Raw genomic sequence first — 17530 nt, forward strand, 5'->3', positions numbered from 1 at the left:
GATCAGAAGATCTCCTTGACGCTTTTGCCACGCTTGGCGGCAATGGATTCAGGAGACTGCATAGCTTTCAAACCTTTGAAAGTGGCGTGAACCACGTTTACCGGGTTAGTCGAGCCGTAGCACTTGGCCAGAACGTTCTGAACGCCAGCAACTTCGAGGACAGCACGCATAGCGCCGCCAGCGATGATACCGGTACCTTCAGAAGCAGGCTGCATGTACACCTTCGAAGCGCCGTGAGCGGACTTCATTGCGTACTGCAGAGTGGTGCCGTTCAGGTCAACTTGGATCATGTTACGGCGAGCAGCTTCCATTGCCTTCTGGATCGCAGCAGGCACTTCACGCGACTTGCCACGGCCGAAGCCAACACGCCCTTTACCATCACCTACCACGGTCAACGCGGTGAAAGTGAAGATACGGCCGCCTTTAACGGTTTTGGCTACGCGGTTAACTTGAACCAGCTTCTCAATGTAGCCTTCGTCGCGCTTTTGGTCGTTATTTGACATAACTTAGAACTCCAGCCCAGCTTCACGAGCAGCATCAGCCAGCGCTTTAACGCGGCCGTGGTACTTGAAGCCAGAGCGGTCGAAAGCCACTTGCGAGACGCCAGCGGCCTTAGCACGCGTAGCGACCAGCTGGCCAACCTTTGTGGCCGCGTCGATGTTGCCAGTGGCACCATCACGCAGTTCTTTATCCAAAGTCGAGGCGCTTGCCAGGACTTTGTTGCCGTCGGCCGAGATGACCTGGGCGTAGATGTGCTGCGACGAGCGGAACACGCAGAGACGCACGACTTCTAGTTCGTGCATTTTCAGGCGTGCTTTGCGAGCGCGACGCAGTCGAGTAACTTTTTTGTCGGTCATTTGCTATGCCCTACTTCTTCTTGGCTTCTTTACGACGGACGACTTCGTCCGCGTAGCGCACACCTTTGCCTTTGTACGGCTCTGGTGGACGGAAGTCGCGGATCTCAGCGGCCACTTGACCTACTAGCTGCTTGTCGATGCCCTTGATCAGGATATCGGTCTGGCTAGGAGTCTCAGCGGTGATGCCTTCCGGCAGTTCGTAATCCACTGGGTGCGAGAAGCCAAGGGCCAGGTTCAAAACCGTGCCTTTTGCTTGCGCCTTGTAACCAACACCGACCAGCTGGAGCTTACGCTCGAAGCCTTGGCTTACGCCTTGGACCATGTTGTTTACCAACGCACGCGTGGTACCGGCCATTGCGCGAGTTTGTTGATCGCCATTGCGAGCAGCGAAACGCAGCTCACCAGCTTCTTCAACGATCTCAACGGACGAATGGATGTTCAGTTCAAGAGTACCCTTGGCACCCTTCACCGAAAGCTGTTGGCCTGCGAATTTTACTTCGACACCGGCTGGCAGCTTAACGGGGTTCTTAGCGACGCGAGACATGCTTATCCCCCCTTAGAACACAGTGCAAAGAACTTCGCCGCCGACACCGGCAGCGCGCGCAGCACGATCCGTCATCACACCTTTGTTGGTGGAGACGATAGACACGCCAAGACCGCCACGAACTTTCGGCAGATCTTCAACGGACTTGTACTGACGCAGGCCTGGACGACTAACGCGCTTCACTTCTTCGATAACCGGACGGCCTTCGAAGTACTTCAGCTCGATGGACAACGACGGCTTAGCGTCGGTGGTGATCTGAAAATCCGCGATGTAACCTTCGTCCTTCAGGACTTTTGCTACAGCCACCTTCAGCGTGGAAGACGGCATGCTTACGACAGACTTTTCAGCCATCTGGGCATTACGGATTCGAGTTAGCATGTCCGCTAACGGGTCCTGCATACTCATGGGCTAGACGCTCCTAATACAGAAAAATTAGCCTTACGGCTACTACTTGTCGCCGAGAAACTCCGGGCATGAAAAACACGGGCTCAGGCGAGCCGGTCATTCTAGACATACCCCAGAAATGAATCAAGCCCCAAAAGGGGCTTGATTCAGATTCAAGGCCACCGATGGTCAGGTTCTTGCGAACCCGAACATCGAGACTTTGACAGCGATTACCAGCTGGCTTTAACCAGACCTGGAACGTCACCACGCATTGCCGCTTCACGCAGTTTGTTACGGCCCAGGCCGAACTTGCGGTAAACGCCGTGCGGACGACCAGTCAGGCGGCAACGGTTACGCATGCGCGAAGCGCTTGCGTCACGTGGTTGCTTCTGCAGAGCTACGGTAGCTTCCCAACGCGCTTCTGGACTTGCGTTCAGATCGACGATGATAGCTTTCAGCGCTGCACGCTTGGTGGCGTACTTGGCAACAGTGAGCTGACGCTTCAGCTCACGGTTTTTCATGCTCTTCTTGGCCATTTTCCTACTCCAATCAGTTGCGGAACGGGAATTTGAAAGCACGCAGCAGAGCGCGGCCTTCATCATCGTTCTTGGCAGTGGTGGTCAGGGTAATGTCCAGACCGCGGAGAGCATCGATCTTGTCGTAGTCGATTTCCGGGAAAATGATCTGCTCTTTCACGCCCATGCTGTAGTTGCCACGACCATCGAAGGACTTGGCATTCAGGCCGCGGAAGTCGCGAACCCGAGGCAGGGAGATCGACAGCAGACGATCCAGGAACTCGTACATACGCTCACGGCGCAGAGTCACTTTGACGCCGATCGGCCATCCTTCACGGACTTTAAAGCCAGCGATGGATTTACGAGCGTAGGTCACAACGACTTTTTGGCCGGTGATCTTTTCCAGGTCAGCAACAGCGTGCTCGATGACTTTTTTGTCGCCGATCGCTTCGCCCAGACCCATGTTCAGGGTGATTTTGGTAACGCGCGGAACTTCCATCACGTTCGAAAGCTTAAGTTCTTCCTTAAGTTTCGGAGCGATTTCCTTCCGGTAAATCTCTTTTAGTCGTGCCATGGTCTTCTACCTAGCAGTGTTCAAGCATCAACCGCTTTTTGGGTCGACTTGAAGACACGAATTTTCTTACCGTCTTCTACTTTGAAACCAACGCGGTCAGCCTTGTTGGTTTCGCCGTTGAAGATGGCGACGTTGGAAGCGTGCAGTGGCGCTTCTTTCTCGACGATACCGCCCTGTACGCCCGACATCGGGTTAGGCTTGGTATGACGCTTGACCAGGTTCAGACCACCAACAACCAGACGGTTGTCAGCAAGAACCTTCAGCACCTTACCGCGCTTACCTTTGTCTTTGCCGGCGATCACGATGATCTCGTCGTCACGACGAATCTTTTGCATGTCGGATCTCCTTACAGCACTTCTGGGGCGAGCGAGACGATCTTCATGAACTTCTCAGTACGAAGTTCACGGGTCACTGGCCCAAAGATACGGGTGCCGATCGGCTCTTGCTTGTTGTTCAGAAGAACAGCAGCGTTGCCATCAAAGCGGATAATGGAGCCATCAGCACGACGTACGCCGTGACGAGTGCGGACTACAACAGCAGTCATCACTTGGCCTTTTTTCACTTTACCGCGAGGAATTGCTTCCTTCACGGTAACTTTGATGATGTCACCGATACCAGCGTAACGACGATGGGAGCCACCCAGCACCTTGATGCACATAACGCGGCGAGCGCCGCTGTTATCGGCCACATCGAGCATGGATTGAGTCTGAATCATATAATTTCTCCGACCCCTAGCCCTTAGACTTCCACAGCGCGTTCGAGAACATCAACCAGTGCCCAAGACTTGGTCTTGGCCATCGGACGAGTTTCACGAATAGTGACTTTGTCGCCGATGTGGCACTGATTGGTTTCGTCGTGCGCGTGCAGCTTAGTCGAACGCTTAACGTATTTACCGTAGATCGGGTGCTTAACGCGACGCTCGATCAGAACGGTGATGGTTTTGTCCATCTTGTCGCTGACAACACGGCCAGTCAGCGTACGGACAGTTTTTTCGGCTTCAGCCATGATCACTTACCTGCCTGCTGGTTGAGCACAGTCTTCACGCGAGCGATGTCACGCTTAACTTGCGAGAGCAGATGAGACTGCCCCAACTGGCCAGTTGCTTTCTGCATGCGCAGATTGAACTGGTCGCGCAGCAAGCCGAGCAGTTGCTCGTTCAGCTGCTGTGCGGATTTTTCACGAAGTTCATTCGCTTTCATCACATCACCGTCCGTTTAACAAAGGAGGTGGCGAGCGGCAGCTTTGCAGCAGCCAGGGCGAAAGCCTCACGCGCCAGCTCTTCAGAAACACCCTCGATTTCATACAGGACTTTGCCTGGCTGAATCTGGGCAACCCAGTACTCCACGTTACCCTTACCTTTACCCATACGAACCTCGAGAGGTTTTTTGGAGATCGGCTTGTCCGGGAATACACGGATCCAGATCTTGCCGCCACGTTTTACGTGACGGGTCAGAGCACGACGCGCTGACTCGATCTGACGAGCGGTGAGACGACCACGAGCAACAGACTTCAGCGCGAACTCGCCGAAGCTGACTTTGCTACCGCGCAGTGCCAGACCACGGTTGTGGCCGGTCATCTGCTTGCGGAACTTCGTACGCTTTGGTTGCAACATTTGGCGTACCCCTTACTTAGCAGCTTTTTTACGAGGCGCTGGTGCTTGTGGCTTCAGCTCTTCTTGGCGACCACCAATTACTTCGCCTTTGAAGATCCAAACCTTTACACCGATCACACCATAAGTGGTGTGAGCTTCGTAGTTGGCATAGTCGATGTCGGCACGCAGGGTGTGCAGTGGCACACGACCTTCGCGATACCATTCAGTACGTGCGATTTCAGCACCGCCGAGACGACCGCTCACTTGGATTTTGATGCCTTTGGCACCAATGCGCATGGCGTTCTGTACTGCGCGCTTCATAGCGCGACGGAACATTACACGACGCTCCAGCTGCTGAGCTACGCTCTGCGCAACCAGCATACCGTCGAGCTCCGGCTTGCGGATCTCTTCGATATTGATGTGCACAGGCACACCCATTTGCTTGGTCAGGTCCTGACGCAGTTTCTCAACATCTTCACCTTTCTTCCCGATAACGATACCTGGACGAGCGGTGTGGATGGTGATGCGTGCAGTTTGGGCCGGACGATGGATATCGATACGGCTTACGGACGCGCTTTTTAGTTTGTCTTGGAGATACTCACGCACTTTCAGATCTGCGAACAAGTAGTCCGCATAAGTCCGACCGTCTGCGTACCAGACGGAGGTGTGCTCCTTGACGATTCCCAGGCGAATGCCAATGGGATGTACTTTCTGACCCATCTCTTCGACTCCGTTACTTGTCAGCAACCTTGACAGTGATATGGCAAGACCGCTTGACGATGCGATCAGCACGGCCTTTGGCTCGTGGCATGATGCGCTTCAGCGAACGCCCTTCGTTGACGAAAACGGTGCTGACCTTCAGGTCATCAACGTCTGCGCCTTCGTTATGCTCGGCGTTGGCTACGGCCGACTCCAGCACTTTCTTCATGATCTCGGCGGCTTTCTTACTGCTGAAAGCCAACAGGTTGAGCGCTTCGCCCACCTTCTTCCCGCGGATCTGGTCGGCGACCAAGCGGGCTTTCTGGGCGGAGATTCGAGCGCCCGACAACTTAGCGGCTACTTCCATTTCCTTACCCCTTAACGCTTGGCTTTCTTGTCAGCCACGTGCCCACGATAAGTGCGGGTACCGGCGAACTCGCCCAGTTTATGGCCAACCATGTCTTCGTTCACGAGAACTGGGACGTGCTGACGGCCGTTGTGTACTGCGATGGTCAGACCGACCATTTGTGGCAGGATCATCGAACGACGCGACCAAGTCTTAATTGGTTTGCGATCGTTCTTTTCCGCCGCCACTTCGATCTTCTTCAGTAGGTGAAGATCAATAAAAGGACCTTTTTTCAGAGAACGTGGCACTGTCGTATCCCTCTATTTACTTGCGACGACGGACGATCATTTTGTCGGTACGCTTATTACCACGAGTCTTCGCGCCCTTAGTCGGGAAGCCCCATGGCGATACCGGATGACGACCACCAGAGGTACGACCTTCACCACCACCATGTGGGTGGTCAACCGGGTTCATGGCAACACCACGAACGGTTGGGCGAACGCCACGCCAGCGCTTGGCACCAGCTTTACCCAGCGAACGCAGGCTGTGCTCGGAGTTCGAGACTTCGCCCAGGGTCGCACGGCATTCAGCCAGGACTTTACGCATTTCACCGGAACGCAGACGCAGGGTCACGTACACACCTTCACGAGCGATCAGCTGAGCCGAAGCACCAGCAGAACGAGCGATCTGTGCGCCTTTACCTGGCTTCAGTTCGATGCCGTGTACGGTAGAACCGACTGGAATGTTGCGCAGTTGCAGAGCGTTACCTGGCTTGATTGGAGCCAGAGCGCCTGCGATCAGCTGGTCGCCAGCACTCACGCCTTTAGGGGCGATGATGTAGCGGCGCTCGCCGTCTGCGTAGCAGAGCAGTGCGATGTGAGCAGTACGGTTTGGATCGTATTCGATACGCTCGACAGTGGCGACGATGCCATCTTTGTCGTTGCGACGGAAATCGACCATACGGTAATGCTGCTTATGACCACCACCGATGTGACGAGTGGTAATACGGCCATTGTTGTTACGACCACCAGTCTTCGATTTTTTCTCGAGCAGCGGTGCGTGAGGAGCGCCTTTATGCAGCTCCTGGTTGACCACCTTGACCACAAAACGGCGGCCAGGGGAAGTCGGTTTGCATTTAACGATTGCCATGATGCACCCCTTCCTTACTCAGCACTGCTGCTGAAATCGAGATCTTGGCCTGGCTGAAGGGAGATAACTGCCTTCTTCCAGTCATTACGCTTGCCCAGACCGCGAGCAGTGCGCTTGCTCTTACCCAGAACGTTCAGGGTAGTGACGCGCTCTACTTTCACGCTGAACAGGCTTTCGACGGCCTTCTTGATTTCCAGCTTGGTTGCGTCAGTAGCAACCTTGAAAACGAACTGGCCTTTCTTGTCTGCCAGAACCGTAGCCTTCTCGGAAACGTGCGGGCCAAGCAGAACTTTAAATACGCGTTCCTGGTTCATCCCAGCAGCTCCTCGAATTTCTTCACGGCCGACACGGTGATCAACACCTTGTCGTATGCGATCAGACTAACTGGATCGGAACCTTGCACATCACGTACATCTACGTGTGGCAGGTTACGAGCAGCCAGGTACAGGTTCTGATCAACAGCGTCCGACACGATCAGAACGTCGGTCAGGCTCATGTTGTTCAGCTTGCCCAGCAGATCTTTGGTTTTCGGAGTTTCAACAGCGAAATCCTGAACCACGACCAGACGATCAGTACGCACCAGCTCAGCAAGGATGGAACGCATTGCTGCGCGATACATCTTCTTGTTCAGCTTCTGGGAGTGATCCTGTGGACGAGCTGCGAAAGTGGTACCACCGCCACGCCAGATTGGGCTACGGATAGTACCGGCACGAGCACGGCCAGTACCTTTCTGACGCCATGGGCGCTTGCCGCCACCACGAACGTCGGAACGGGTCTTTTGCTGCTTGCTACCCTGACGGCCGCCGGCCATGTAGGCCACGACTGCTTGGTGAACCAGCGTCTCGTTGAACTCGCCGCCAAATGTCAGTTCGGAAACTTCGATCGCTTGAGCGTCATTTACATTTAATTGCATGTCAGCTTCCCCTTAACCGCGAGCCTTGGCTGCTGGACGTACAACCAGGTTGCCGCCAGTAGCGCCAGGAACAGCGCCCTTGACCAACAACAGATTGCGTTCAGCGTCCACGCGCACTACTTCCAGGGACTGCACGGTCACGCGCTCAGCGCCCATATGACCGGACATTTTTTTGCCCTTGAATACACGACCAGGAGTCTGGCACTGGCCGATAGAGCCTGGGACGCGGTGGGATACGGAGTTACCGTGGGTGTTATCTTGCCCGCGGAAATTCCAACGCTTGATCGTACCCTGGAAACCTTTACCTTTGGACTGACCGGTTACATCAACCAGTTGACCAGCGGCGAAGATTTCAGCGTTGATCAGATCGCCAGCTTGGTACTCGCCTTCTTCAAGACGGAATTCCATGATGGTGCGACCAGCGGCTACGTTCGCCTTGGCGAAGTGGCCAGCTTGAGCTGCTGTTACACGCGAAGCGCGACGCTCGCCGACAGTGACTTGCACTGCACGATAGCCATCGGTCTCTTCAGTTTTGAACTGGGTGACGCGATTCGGTTCGATCTCAATGACCGTGACCGGAATGGAGACACCTTCTTCGGTGAAAATACGGGTCATACCGCATTTACGACCGACTACACCAATAGTCATGTTGTAAACCTCATGAGTGTACGGGGCTTTCACCCGCTATGGCCGCCCATTTCAGAGCGTTACACGACTAAGACCGAGTCTTAGCCGAGGCTGATCTGCACTTCCACACCGGCCGCAAGATCAAGCTTCATAAGAGCATCAACGGTTTTATCCGTTGGCTGGACGATGTCCAGAACGCGCTTATGAGTGCGGATTTCGTACTGGTCGCGCGCGTCTTTGTTGACGTGCGGGGAAACCAGAACGGTGAACCGCTCTTTACGGGTAGGCAGTGGAATTGGACCACGCACTTGAGCACCAGTACGTTTCGCGGTTTCCACGATTTCCTGGGTTGATTGGTCGATCAGGCGATGGTCGAAAGCCTTCAACCTGATACGGATTTGCTGATTTTGCATTGGATTTCAGACTCCGGCTGCTATTCCCACCGGGCGCAATACGCCCGTTAAAAGGAGGCGCAATTCTATAGACGCCCCAGATAGGTGTCAACCCAATAAAAAAGCCCCCGCTAAGCGGGGGCTTTTTCAATTCATCAAGCAGACTCTATAAAAAAGAATTACTCGATGATTTTTGCTACGACACCAGCGCCGACGGTACGACCGCCTTCACGGATAGCGAAACGCAGACCGTCTTCCATTGCGATGGTTTTGATCAGGGTAACAGTCATCTGAATGTTGTCACCTGGCATTACCATTTCAACGCCTTCTGGCAGCTCGCAGTTACCAGTCACGTCAGTAGTACGGAAGTAGAACTGTGGACGGTAGCCTTTGAAGAACGGAGTGTGACGACCGCCTTCTTCCTTGCTCAGAACATAAACTTCTGCAGTGAACTTGGTGTGCGGCTTAACCGAACCCGGCTTAACCAGAACCTGACCACGCTCAACGTCGTCACGCTTGGTGCCACGCAGCAGAACGCCGCAGTTCTCGCCAGCACGACCTTCGTCGAGCAGCTTGCGGAACATTTCAACACCGGTGCAAGTAGTAACGGTGGTGTCACGCAGGCCAACGATTTCCAGCGGATCCTGAACGCGAACGATACCGCGCTCGATACGACCAGTCACAACAGTACCGCGACCCGAGATCGAGAACACGTCTTCGATTGGCATCAGGAACGGCTTATCGATCATACGAACTGGCTCTGGAATGTAGGCATCCAGAGTCTCTACCAGCTTCTTAACAGCGGTAGTGCCCATCTCGTTGTCGTCTTTGCCTTCCAGCGCCATACGAGCCGAACCGATGATGATTGGAGTGTCATCGCCCGGGAAGTCATAGGTGGACAGCAGGTCGCGAACTTCCATCTCAACCAGTTCCAGCAGCTCAGCGTCGTCTACCAGGTCAGCCTTGTTCAGGAAAACCACGATGTACGGAACGCCTACCTGACGGGACAGCAGGATGTGCTCACGGGTTTGTGGCATCGGACCATCAGCGGCCGAGCAAACCAGAATAGCGCCGTCCATTTGAGCAGCACCGGTGATCATGTTCTTCACGTAGTCAGCGTGACCTGGGCAGTCAACGTGAGCGTAGTGACGGATCTTCGAGTTGTACTCAACGTGCGCGGTGTTGATGGTGATACCGCGAGCTTTTTCTTCTGGTGCGCTGTCAATCTTGTCGAAGTCAACGATTGCGGAACCGAAAACTTCGGAGCAAACGCGAGTCAGAGCAGCAGTCAGAGTGGTTTTACCGTGGTCAACGTGACCAATGGTGCCAACGTTGACGTGCGGTAGGGAACGATCAAATTTTTCTTTAGCCACGACAATTAACTCCTAGCCTAAAGGGGCTGAATCAGCCTTGTTTTTTGGTTACGGATTCGACGATGTGCGACGGAGCCGTATCGTATTTTTTGAATTCCATAGAGTAGCTTGCGCGACCCTGGGACATGGAACGAACGTCGGTCGCATAACCGAACATCTCACCCAGTGGAACCTCGGCACGGATAACCTTGCCGGACACTGTGTCTTCCATACCCTGGATCATGCCGCGACGACGGTTAAGGTCGCCCATCACATCACCCATATAGTCTTCAGGCGTAACAACCTCTACAGCCATGATCGGCTCGAGCAACTCACCACCGCCCTTCTGGGCCAGTTGCTTGGTCGCCATGGAGGCAGCCACTTTAAACGCCATCTCGTTGGAGTCGACGTCGTGGTAAGAACCATCGAACACGGTAGCCTTCAGGCCGATCAGCGGATAGCCGGCAACAACGCCGTTCTTCATCTGCTCTTCGATACCCTTCTGGATAGCCGGGATGTATTCCTTAGGAACCACACCACCTACAACCTCGTTCACGAATTGCAGACCTTCCTGACCTTCGTCAGCAGGAGCAAAACGGATCCAGCAGTGGCCGAACTGACCACGACCGCCGGACTGACGAACGAACTTGCCTTCGATTTCACAGTTCTTCGTGATGCGCTCACGATAGGAAACCTGAGGCTTACCGATGTTGGCTTCGACGTTGAACTCACGGCGCATCCGGTCAACCAGGATGTCCAGGTGCAACTCGCCCATGCCGGAGATGATCGTCTGACCAGTCTCTTCATCAGTCTTGACGCGGAAAGACGGGTCTTCCTGAGCAAGTTTGCCCAGAGCGATACCCATTTTTTCCTGGTCATCCTTGGTCTTAGGTTCTACGGCAACCGAAATAACCGGCTCCGGGAAGTCCATACGAACCAGGATGATTGGCTTGTCAGCGTTGCAGAGGGTTTCACCAGTGGTGACGTCCTTCATGCCGATCAGGGCCGCGATGTCACCAGCGCGCACTTCCTTGATCTCTTCACGGGCGTTTGCGTGCATTTGCACCATACGACCCACGCGCTCTTTCTTGCCTTTAACCGAGTTGATCACGCCGTCGCCGGAGTTCAACACGCCCGAGTAAACGCGGACGAAGGTCAAGGTACCCACGAATGGGTCGGTGGCGATTTTGAACGCCAGAGCAGCAAACGGCTCGTCATCACTTGCGTGACGCTCCATTTCCTCTTCCTCGTTATCAGGATTAGAACCCTTGATAGCAGGAATGTCGGTCGGAGCAGGCAGGAAGTCGATAACGGCGTCGAGAACCAGGGGAACACCCTTGTTCTTGAACGACGAACCGCAAACGGCCAGAACGATTTCGCCGGCGATAGTACGCTGACGCAAAGCAGCTTTGATCTCTTCGATCGTCAGCTCTTCGCCTTCAAGGTACTTGTTCATCAGCTCTTCGTTGGCTTCGGCGGCAGCCTCAACCATGTTGTTGCGCCACTCTTCAGCCAGCTCTTGGAGCTCGGCAGGAATGTCCTTGCGAACAGGGACCATACCTTTGTCAGAGTCGTTCCAGTAAACAGCTTGCATGTTGATCAGATCGATCTGACCCTGAAAGTTGTCTTCGGAACCGATGGCCAACTGGATCGGCACCGGAGTGTGACCCAGACGCTGCTTGATCTGACCGATCACGCGCAGGAAGTTGGCACCAGCACGGTCCATCTTGTTTACGTAAACAAGACGTGGAACGCCGTATTTGTTGGCTTGACGCCATACGGTTTCCGACTGAGGCTCAACACCCGAAGTACCGCAGAACACTACAACAGCGCCGTCGAGTACGCGCAGGGAACGCTCTACTTCAATGGTGAAGTCTACGTGGCCCGGGGTATCGATTACGTTGAAGCGATGCTCGTGCGCATACTGCTTCTCGGAACCTTTCCAGAAGGCAGTGATAGCAGCAGAAGTAATGGTAATACCACGCTCCTGCTCCTGCACCATCCAGTCTGTGGTCGCGGCGCCATCATGCACCTCGCCCATTTTGTGACTTTTGCCGGTGTAAAAAAGGACGCGCTCGGTGGTGGTGGTTTTACCAGCATCCACGTGAGCGACGATACCGATGTTACGGTAGCGGCTAATCGGAGTAGTACGAGCCATAAAGCCCTCGCAAAATTAGTGAAGCTAAAATTAGAAGCGGTAGTGCGAGAAAGCTTTGTTAGCTTCAGCCATACGGTGCACGTCTTCACGCTTCTTAACAGCAGCACCTTTACCTTCAGCAGCATCCAGCAGTTCGCCAGCCAAACGCAGAGCCATAGACTTCTCGCCACGCTTACGGGCGAAGTCTACCAACCAGCGCATTGCCAGAGCGTTACGACGGGAAGGACGAACCTCGACCGGAACCTGGTAAGTAGCACCACCAACGCGGCGCGACTTCACTTCGACCAGCGGAGCGATGGCGTCGAGTGCTTTTTCGAAGAGTTCCAGGGGATCGGTGCCAGCCTTACGGGTCGCAACGGTTTCCAGGGCACCATAAACGATACGCTCGGCAACGGCTTTCTTGCCGCTTTCCATAACGTGGTTCATGAATTTGGCGAGGATCTGGCTTCCGTATTTCGGATCGTCCAGAATCTCACGCTTTGCTGCTACGCGACGTCTTGGCATGATAAGCCCTCAAGCGGTCTTCAGGTTAGCTCGGGACAGATCCAATGGATGCGTGCCCGACCTTACTCTTATCGACTCAATAAAATGAAAATCTGCAAAACGGCCGATTACTTCGGACGCTTGGTACCGTACTTCGAACGACCCTGGTTACGGCCTTTGACGCCGGAAGTATCCAAGGAGCCGCGAACGGTGTGATAACGAACACCTGGCAAGTCTTTTACACGACCGCCGCGGATCAGTACCACGCTGTGCTCTTGCAGGTTGTGGCCTTCACCACCGATGTACGAGGAAACCTCGAAACCGTTGGTCAGGCGCACACGGCATACTTTACGCAGTGCCGAGTTAGGTTTTTTCGGCGTAGTGGTGTACACACGGGTGCACACGCCACGACGTTGCGGGCAGTTCTGCAGCGCAGGCACGTCGGATTTCTCGACGATACGCTTACGCGGCTGACGTACCAGCTGGTTGATAGTTGCCATCTACTAGCTCCACTGTTGTCTTGCGACGCTATTGTCTTGCAAGAAAAGCAAAATGGCAGGAACGAATTCCCGCCAAATTTAGGGGATCAAGAGTCTAAAGAGGATCTTGTCCCCAGTCAAGGCAAGGCCCCGACCTCCCCGCCCCTCGAACCTCGACAAAATGTCTCGATTCGATGAACGGAGCGATCAGGGCCTTACGCTCATTTATCGCAGAACTCAGTTACCGCTCGAGTTCAGCGCTTCGGTCAGTGCAGCTTCCACCTCACTGGCGCTTACGCGCAACGGTTTGTCAGCATCACGACGACGCTTGCGCTCGCTGTGATAAGCCAGACCGGTACCAGCCGGGATCAGACGACCCACGACCACGTTTTCTTTCAGGCCGCGCAGGTAATCGCGCTTGCCGGTGACTGCCGCTTCGGTCAGTACGCGAGTGGTTTCCTGGAAGGAAGCCGCCGAGATGAACGATTCAGTGGACAACGACGCCTTGGTGATACCCAGCAGAACGCGAGTGTACTTGGAGACGAACTTGTCTTCGCCACCCAGACGCTCGTTCTCTACTAGTACGTGAGTCAGTTCCATCTGGTCACCCTTGATGAAACTGGAATCGCCGGATTCAGCGATTTCAACTTTACGCAGCATCTGACGCAGGATGGTCTCGATGTGCTTGTCGTTGATCTTCACGCCTTGCAGACGGTAAACGTCCTGGATCTCGTTAACGATGTACTTGGCCAGCGCGCTCACACCCAGCAGACGCAGGATGTCGTGCGGATCGCTTGGACCGTCGGAGATAACTTCGCCGCGGTTTACCTGCTCGCCTTCGAACACGTTCAGGTGACGCCACTTCGGAATCAGCTCTTCGTACGGATCGGAACCGTCGTTCGGGGTGATAACCAGACGGCGCTTGCCTTTGGTCTCTTTACCGAACGCGATGGTGCCGCTGACTTCAGCCAGAATCGACGCTTCTTTCGGACGACGAGCTTCGAACAAGTCGGCAACACGCGGCAGACCACCGGTGATGTCGCGGGTCTTCGAAGTTTCTTGCGGGATACGAGCGATAACATCACCGATCGCGATCTTCGCACCGTCCGCAACACCGACCAAGGCGTTGGCTGGCAGGAAGTACTGAGCGATAACGTCAGTGCCTGGCAGCAACAGATCCTTGCCGTTGTCGTCGACCATCTTCACCGCTGGACGGATTTCTTTGCCCGCAGCTGGACGATCTTTCGCGTCGAGTACTTCAATGTTGGTCATACCGGTCAATTCGTCAGTCTGACGCTTGATCGTGATGCCTTCTTCCATGCCCACGTAGGTCACGGTACCTTTCATTTCGGTAACGATCGGGTGAGTGTGCGGATCCCACTTGGCCACGATTGCGCCAGCGTCGACCTTGTCACCTTCTTTAACCGAAATCACAGCACCGTACGGCAGCTTGTAACGCTCGCGCTCACGACCGAAGTCATCAGCGATTGCCAGCTCACCGGAACGGGACACAGCAACCAGGTGGCCATCCACTCGCTCAACGTGCTTCAGGTTGTGCAGACGGACAGTACCGCCATTCTTCACCTGAACGCTGTCGGCTGCGGAAGTACGGCTTGCCGCACCACCGATGTGGAACGTACGCATCGTCAGCTGGGTACCCGGCTCACCGATGGACTGGGCAGCGATAACGCCGACCGCTTCACCGATGTTCACCTGGTGACCACGAGCCAGATCACGGCCGTAGCACTTGGCGCAAATGCCATAGCGGGTTTCGCAGCTGATCGGCGAACGCACGATCACTTCGTCGATGCTGTTCAGCTCGATGAATTCAACCCACTTCTCGTCTACCAGAGTACCGGCAGGAACGATGACTTCCTCAGTGCCTGGTTTGAATACGTCACGGGCAATGACACGACCCAATACGCGCTCACCCAACGGCTCTACAACGTCACCGCCTTCAATGTGCGGAGTCATCAGCAGACCGTGCTCGGTGCCGCAATCGATCTCGGTTACAACCAGATCCTGCGCCACGTCTACCAGACGACGAGTCAGGTAACCGGAGTTCGCAGTTTTCAACGCGGTATCCGCCAGACCTTTACGAGCACCGTGAGTCGAGATGAAGTACTGAAGTACGCTCAAACCTTCACGGAAGTTCGCAGTAATCGGCGTTTCAATGATGGAACCGTCCGGCTTGGCCATCAGACCACGCATACCGGCCAGCTGACGAATCTGTGCTGCGGAACCCCGCGCACCCGAGTCGGCCATCATGTACATCGAGTTGAAAGACTCTTGATCGACTTCAACGCCATGACGGTCGATAACCTTCTCTTTCGAGAGGTTGGCCATCATAGCCTTGGAAACTTCGTCGTTCGCTTTCGACCAGAGGTCGATCACTTTGTTGTACTTCTCGCCCTGGGTTACCAGGCCGGAGGCGTACTGACTCTCGATCTCTTTCACTTCGTCGGTGGCAGCACCGATGATGCGAGCTTTCTCGTCCGGGATAACGAAGTCGTTAACACCGATGGAAACGCCGGAAATGGTCGAGTAAGCGAAACCGGTGTACATCAACTGGTCAGCGAAGATCACGGTCTCTTTCAGACCAACCACGCGGTAGCACTGGTTGATCAGCTTGGAGATCGCCTTTTTCTTCATCGGCAGGTTGACGACGTCGTACGACAGACCTTTTGGCACAACCTGGAACAGCAGCGCACGGCCGACGGTGGTGTCGACGATACGGGTACCGCTCACGCTGTTGCCGTCACGGTCGTTGACGGTTTCGTTGATCCGCACTTTAACCTTGGCGTGCAGTGCGGCTTCGCCGGCACGGAACACACGGTCAACTTCCTGCAGATCCGCGAATACACGACCTTCGCCTTTGGCGTTGATCGCTTCACGAGTCATGTAGTACAGACCCAATACAACGTCCTGCGACGGAACGATGATTGGCTCACCGTTGGCTGGCGACAGAATGTTGTTGGTCGACATCATCAACGCGCGCGCTTCCAACTGGGCTTCCAGTGTCAGCGGTACGTGCACGGCCATTTGGTCGCCGTCGAAGTCGGCGTTGTACGCGGCGCAGACCAGCGGGTGCAGCTGGATAGCCTTACCTTCGATCAGTACCGGTTCAAACGCCTGGATACCCAGACGGTGAAGGGTCGGTGCACGGTTGAGAAGAACCGGGTGTTCGCGAATCACTTCAGCGAGAACGTCCCAAACCTCTGGCAGTTCGCGCTCGACCATTTTCTTGGCCGCTTTGATGGTGGTCGCGAGACCACGCATTTCCAGCTTGCCGAAAATGAACGGTTTGAACAGCTCGAGAGCCATCTTCTTCGGAAGACCACACTGATGCAGACGCAGGGTCGGGCCTACGGTAATTACCGAACGACCGGAGTAGTCAACACGCTTACCGAGCAAGTTCTGACGGAAACGCCCCTGCTTACCCTTGATCATGTCAGCCAGGGATTTCAGAGGACGCTTGTTGGAACCGGTGATAGCGCGGCCACGACGACCGTTGTCGAGCAGAGCATCGACAGCTTCCTGCAACATACGCTTTTCGTTGCGCACGATGATGTCCGGAGCGGACAGATCCAGCAGGCGCTTCAAGCGGTTGTTACGGTTGATCACTCGACGATACAGATCGTTGAGGTCGGAAGTCGCGAAACGACCGCCATCCAGCGGGACCAGCGGACGCAGATCTGGCGGCAGAACCGGCAGAACGGTCAGTACCATCCACTCTGGCAGGTTGCCGGAACCCTGGAAGGCTTCCATCAACTTCAGACGCTTGGACAGCTTCTTGATCTTGGTTTCGGAGTTGGTTTGCGGAATTTCTTCACGCAGGCGGCCAATCTCGTGCTCCAGGTCGATAGCGTGCAGCAGTTCACGGACAGCTTCAGCACCCATACGGGCGTCGAAGTCATCACCGAACTCTTCCAGCGCTTCGAAGTACTGCTCGTCGTTCAGCAGCTGACCTTTTTCAAGGGTGGTCATGCCTGGATCGATAACGACATAGCTCTCGAAGTAGAGAACGCGTTCGATATCACGCAGGGTCATGTCCATCAGCAAGCCGATACGGGACGGCAGCGATTTCAGGAACCAGATGTGGGCAACCGGCGAAGCCAGTTCGATGTGCGCCATGCGCTCACGACGAACCTTGGCCAGTGCAACTTCAACGCCGCACTTCTCGCAGATCACACCACGGTGCTTCAAGCGCTTGTACTTACCGCACAGGCACTCGTAATCCTTTACCGGGCCAAAGATCTTGGCGCAGAACAGACCGTCACGCTCAGGTTTGAACGTACGGTAGTTGATGGTTTCCGGCTTTTTAACTTCACCGAACGACCACGAGCGGATCATCTCAGGCGAGGCCAATCCGATACGGATGGCGTCGAACTCTTCGACTTGACCCTGGTTTTTCAGCAAATTCAGTAGGTCTTTCAAGGCCTTTCCTCCTGGCGGAGCAGAGAGCGG

At 54.9% G+C, this 17530-nt stretch carries 24 protein-coding genes; all 24 read right to left on the reverse strand.

The window, feature by feature from the left end; genetic code table 11:
- Nucleotides 1–2 precede the first annotated feature (2 nt).
- The 24 genes from rpsE to rpoC all read right to left on the reverse strand — a co-directional run bounded on the left by rpsE (nucleotide 3) and on the right by rpoC (nucleotide 17500).
- Entirely contained in the window at nucleotides 3–503 is a 501-nt protein-coding gene (rpsE, locus tag QMK55_RS10135; protein ID WP_003186035.1) for a 30S ribosomal protein S5, read from the reverse strand.
- Between the two features lie 3 nt (nucleotides 504–506).
- Nucleotides 507–857 carry a 50S ribosomal protein L18 gene (rplR, locus tag QMK55_RS10140; protein WP_003186037.1) on the reverse strand — a complete coding sequence of 117 codons (351 nt, stop codon included), beginning with the start codon at nucleotides 855–857 and terminating at the stop codon, nucleotides 507–509.
- A gap of 10 nt (nucleotides 858–867) precedes the next feature.
- A complete protein-coding gene (gene rplF, locus QMK55_RS10145; RefSeq protein WP_003176412.1) occupies nucleotides 868–1401 on the reverse strand; it encodes a 50S ribosomal protein L6 in 534 nt (177 codons plus the stop codon).
- Nucleotides 1402–1413: 12 nt separating this feature from the next.
- Nucleotides 1414–1806 carry a 30S ribosomal protein S8 gene (gene rpsH, locus QMK55_RS10150; RefSeq protein WP_007918458.1) on the reverse strand — a complete coding sequence of 131 codons (393 nt, stop codon included), beginning with the start codon at nucleotides 1804–1806 and terminating at the stop codon, nucleotides 1414–1416.
- 209 nt (nucleotides 1807–2015) lie between these two features.
- Nucleotides 2016–2321, reverse strand: a complete 306-nt coding sequence (gene rpsN / locus QMK55_RS10155; RefSeq protein ID WP_003228726.1) for a 30S ribosomal protein S14 — start codon at nucleotides 2319–2321, stop codon at nucleotides 2016–2018.
- 13 nt (nucleotides 2322–2334) lie between these two features.
- On the reverse strand, nucleotides 2335–2874 hold the full coding sequence (gene rplE, locus QMK55_RS10160) for a 50S ribosomal protein L5 (RefSeq protein WP_003210069.1): 540 nt from the start codon (nucleotides 2872–2874) through the stop codon (nucleotides 2335–2337).
- Between the two features lie 20 nt (nucleotides 2875–2894).
- On the reverse strand, nucleotides 2895–3209 hold the full coding sequence (gene rplX / locus QMK55_RS10165) for a 50S ribosomal protein L24 (protein WP_003186046.1): 315 nt from the start codon (nucleotides 3207–3209) through the stop codon (nucleotides 2895–2897).
- Nucleotides 3210–3220: 11 nt separating this feature from the next.
- The gene (rplN, locus tag QMK55_RS10170) at nucleotides 3221–3589 is read right to left on the reverse strand and encodes a 50S ribosomal protein L14 (protein ID WP_002555479.1); all 369 of its coding nucleotides are present in this window, start codon (nucleotides 3587–3589) and stop codon (nucleotides 3221–3223) included.
- Nucleotides 3590–3612: 23 nt separating this feature from the next.
- Entirely contained in the window at nucleotides 3613–3879 is a 267-nt protein-coding gene (rpsQ, locus tag QMK55_RS10175; RefSeq protein WP_003194644.1) for a 30S ribosomal protein S17, read from the reverse strand.
- Between the two features lie 2 nt (nucleotides 3880–3881).
- Nucleotides 3882–4073, reverse strand: a complete 192-nt coding sequence (gene rpmC / locus QMK55_RS10180) for a 50S ribosomal protein L29 (RefSeq protein WP_002555481.1) — start codon at nucleotides 4071–4073, stop codon at nucleotides 3882–3884.
- A complete protein-coding gene (rplP, locus tag QMK55_RS10185) occupies nucleotides 4073–4486 on the reverse strand; it encodes a 50S ribosomal protein L16 (RefSeq protein WP_003228729.1) in 414 nt (137 codons plus the stop codon). The genes rpmC and rplP overlap by 1 nt, the downstream gene beginning before the upstream one ends.
- Nucleotides 4487–4498: 12 nt before the next feature.
- Nucleotides 4499–5185 (reverse strand): 30S ribosomal protein S3, encoded by a 687-nt coding sequence (gene rpsC, locus QMK55_RS10190; protein ID WP_003176422.1) that lies wholly within the window; start codon nucleotides 5183–5185, stop codon nucleotides 4499–4501.
- Between the two features lie 13 nt (nucleotides 5186–5198).
- Nucleotides 5199–5531, reverse strand: coding sequence for a 50S ribosomal protein L22 (rplV, locus tag QMK55_RS10195; protein ID WP_003103908.1), 333 nt, complete (start codon nucleotides 5529–5531; stop codon nucleotides 5199–5201).
- An 11-nt stretch (nucleotides 5532–5542) separates the two neighbouring features.
- A complete protein-coding gene (gene rpsS, locus QMK55_RS10200) occupies nucleotides 5543–5818 on the reverse strand; it encodes a 30S ribosomal protein S19 (RefSeq protein ID WP_003228731.1) in 276 nt (91 codons plus the stop codon).
- Between the two features lie 16 nt (nucleotides 5819–5834).
- On the reverse strand, nucleotides 5835–6659 hold the full coding sequence (gene rplB, locus QMK55_RS10205; protein WP_003228734.1) for a 50S ribosomal protein L2: 825 nt from the start codon (nucleotides 6657–6659) through the stop codon (nucleotides 5835–5837).
- 14 nt (nucleotides 6660–6673) lie between these two features.
- Entirely contained in the window at nucleotides 6674–6973 is a 300-nt protein-coding gene (rplW, locus tag QMK55_RS10210) for a 50S ribosomal protein L23 (protein WP_002555488.1), read from the reverse strand.
- Nucleotides 6970–7572, reverse strand: coding sequence for a 50S ribosomal protein L4 (rplD, locus tag QMK55_RS10215; protein ID WP_003228735.1), 603 nt, complete (start codon nucleotides 7570–7572; stop codon nucleotides 6970–6972). The genes rplW and rplD overlap by 4 nt, the downstream gene beginning before the upstream one ends.
- 12 nt (nucleotides 7573–7584) lie before the next feature.
- The gene (gene rplC / locus QMK55_RS10220) at nucleotides 7585–8220 is read right to left on the reverse strand and encodes a 50S ribosomal protein L3 (protein WP_102354612.1); all 636 of its coding nucleotides are present in this window, start codon (nucleotides 8218–8220) and stop codon (nucleotides 7585–7587) included.
- Between the two features lie 80 nt (nucleotides 8221–8300).
- Entirely contained in the window at nucleotides 8301–8612 is a 312-nt protein-coding gene (gene rpsJ / locus QMK55_RS10225) for a 30S ribosomal protein S10 (protein ID WP_003186070.1), read from the reverse strand.
- Between the two features lie 158 nt (nucleotides 8613–8770).
- Nucleotides 8771–9964, reverse strand: coding sequence for an elongation factor Tu (gene tuf / locus QMK55_RS10230; protein WP_064361246.1), 1194 nt, complete (start codon nucleotides 9962–9964; stop codon nucleotides 8771–8773).
- A gap of 31 nt (nucleotides 9965–9995) precedes the next feature.
- Nucleotides 9996–12101 carry an elongation factor G gene (gene fusA, locus QMK55_RS10235; RefSeq protein ID WP_102358879.1) on the reverse strand — a complete coding sequence of 702 codons (2106 nt, stop codon included), beginning with the start codon at nucleotides 12099–12101 and terminating at the stop codon, nucleotides 9996–9998.
- 30 nt (nucleotides 12102–12131) lie between these two features.
- A complete protein-coding gene (rpsG, locus tag QMK55_RS10240; protein ID WP_007916467.1) occupies nucleotides 12132–12605 on the reverse strand; it encodes a 30S ribosomal protein S7 in 474 nt (157 codons plus the stop codon).
- 107 nt (nucleotides 12606–12712) lie between these two features.
- Nucleotides 12713–13084: a 30S ribosomal protein S12 gene (rpsL, locus tag QMK55_RS10245; RefSeq protein WP_003186084.1), complete on the reverse strand. Its 372-nt coding sequence runs from the start codon at nucleotides 13082–13084 to the stop codon at nucleotides 12713–12715.
- 216 nt (nucleotides 13085–13300) lie between these two features.
- Entirely contained in the window at nucleotides 13301–17500 is a 4200-nt protein-coding gene (gene rpoC / locus QMK55_RS10250) for a DNA-directed RNA polymerase subunit beta' (RefSeq protein ID WP_102358880.1), read from the reverse strand.
- Between the last annotated feature and the right edge of the window lie 30 nt (nucleotides 17501–17530).

The organism is Pseudomonas sp. P8_229 (genome assembly GCF_034008635.1).
Classification (GTDB): domain Bacteria; phylum Pseudomonadota; class Gammaproteobacteria; order Pseudomonadales; family Pseudomonadaceae; genus Aquipseudomonas.

Bases quoted from the DNA above. Each gene is read 5' to 3' on its own strand.
- rplW (WP_002555488.1), bottom strand. From the start codon at position 6,973: ATGAACCAGGAACGCGTATTTAAAGTTCTGCTTGGCCCGCACGTTTCC.
- rplX (WP_003186046.1), bottom strand. From the start codon at position 3,209: ATGCAAAAGATTCGTCGTGACGACGAGATCATCGTGATCGCCGGCAAA.
- rpsG (WP_007916467.1), bottom strand. From the start codon at position 12,605: ATGCCAAGACGTCGCGTAGCAGCAAAGCGTGAGATTCTGGACGATCCG.
- rpsE (WP_003186035.1), bottom strand. From the start codon at position 503: ATGTCAAATAACGACCAAAAGCGCGACGAAGGCTACATTGAGAAGCTG.
- rpsQ (WP_003194644.1), bottom strand. From the start codon at position 3,879: ATGGCTGAAGCCGAAAAAACTGTCCGTACGCTGACTGGCCGTGTTGTC.
- rplF (WP_003176412.1), bottom strand. From the start codon at position 1,401: ATGTCTCGCGTCGCTAAGAACCCCGTTAAGCTGCCAGCCGGTGTCGAA.
- rpsC (WP_003176422.1), bottom strand. From the start codon at position 5,185: ATGGGTCAGAAAGTACATCCCATTGGCATTCGCCTGGGAATCGTCAAG.
- fusA (WP_102358879.1), bottom strand. From the start codon at position 12,101: ATGGCTCGTACTACTCCGATTAGCCGCTACCGTAACATCGGTATCGTC.
- rplV (WP_003103908.1), bottom strand. From the start codon at position 5,531: ATGGAAGTAGCCGCTAAGTTGTCGGGCGCTCGAATCTCCGCCCAGAAA.
- rplP (WP_003228729.1), bottom strand. From the start codon at position 4,486: ATGTTGCAACCAAAGCGTACGAAGTTCCGCAAGCAGATGACCGGCCAC.
- rplD (WP_003228735.1), bottom strand. From the start codon at position 7,572: ATGCAATTAAATGTAAATGACGCTCAAGCGATCGAAGTTTCCGAACTG.
- rpsL (WP_003186084.1), bottom strand. From the start codon at position 13,084: ATGGCAACTATCAACCAGCTGGTACGTCAGCCGCGTAAGCGTATCGTC.
- rpsJ (WP_003186070.1), bottom strand. From the start codon at position 8,612: ATGCAAAATCAGCAAATCCGTATCAGGTTGAAGGCTTTCGACCATCGC.
- rpsH (WP_007918458.1), bottom strand. From the start codon at position 1,806: ATGAGTATGCAGGACCCGTTAGCGGACATGCTAACTCGAATCCGTAAT.
- rplC (WP_102354612.1), bottom strand. From the start codon at position 8,220: ATGACTATTGGTGTAGTCGGTCGTAAATGCGGTATGACCCGTATTTTC.
- rplE (WP_003210069.1), bottom strand. From the start codon at position 2,874: ATGGCACGACTAAAAGAGATTTACCGGAAGGAAATCGCTCCGAAACTT.
- rplR (WP_003186037.1), bottom strand. From the start codon at position 857: ATGACCGACAAAAAAGTTACTCGACTGCGTCGCGCTCGCAAAGCACGC.
- rpsN (WP_003228726.1), bottom strand. From the start codon at position 2,321: ATGGCCAAGAAGAGCATGAAAAACCGTGAGCTGAAGCGTCAGCTCACT.
- rpmC (WP_002555481.1), bottom strand. From the start codon at position 4,073: ATGAAAGCGAATGAACTTCGTGAAAAATCCGCACAGCAGCTGAACGAG.
- rplB (WP_003228734.1), bottom strand. From the start codon at position 6,659: ATGGCAATCGTTAAATGCAAACCGACTTCCCCTGGCCGCCGTTTTGTG.
- rplN (WP_002555479.1), bottom strand. From the start codon at position 3,589: ATGATTCAGACTCAATCCATGCTCGATGTGGCCGATAACAGCGGCGCT.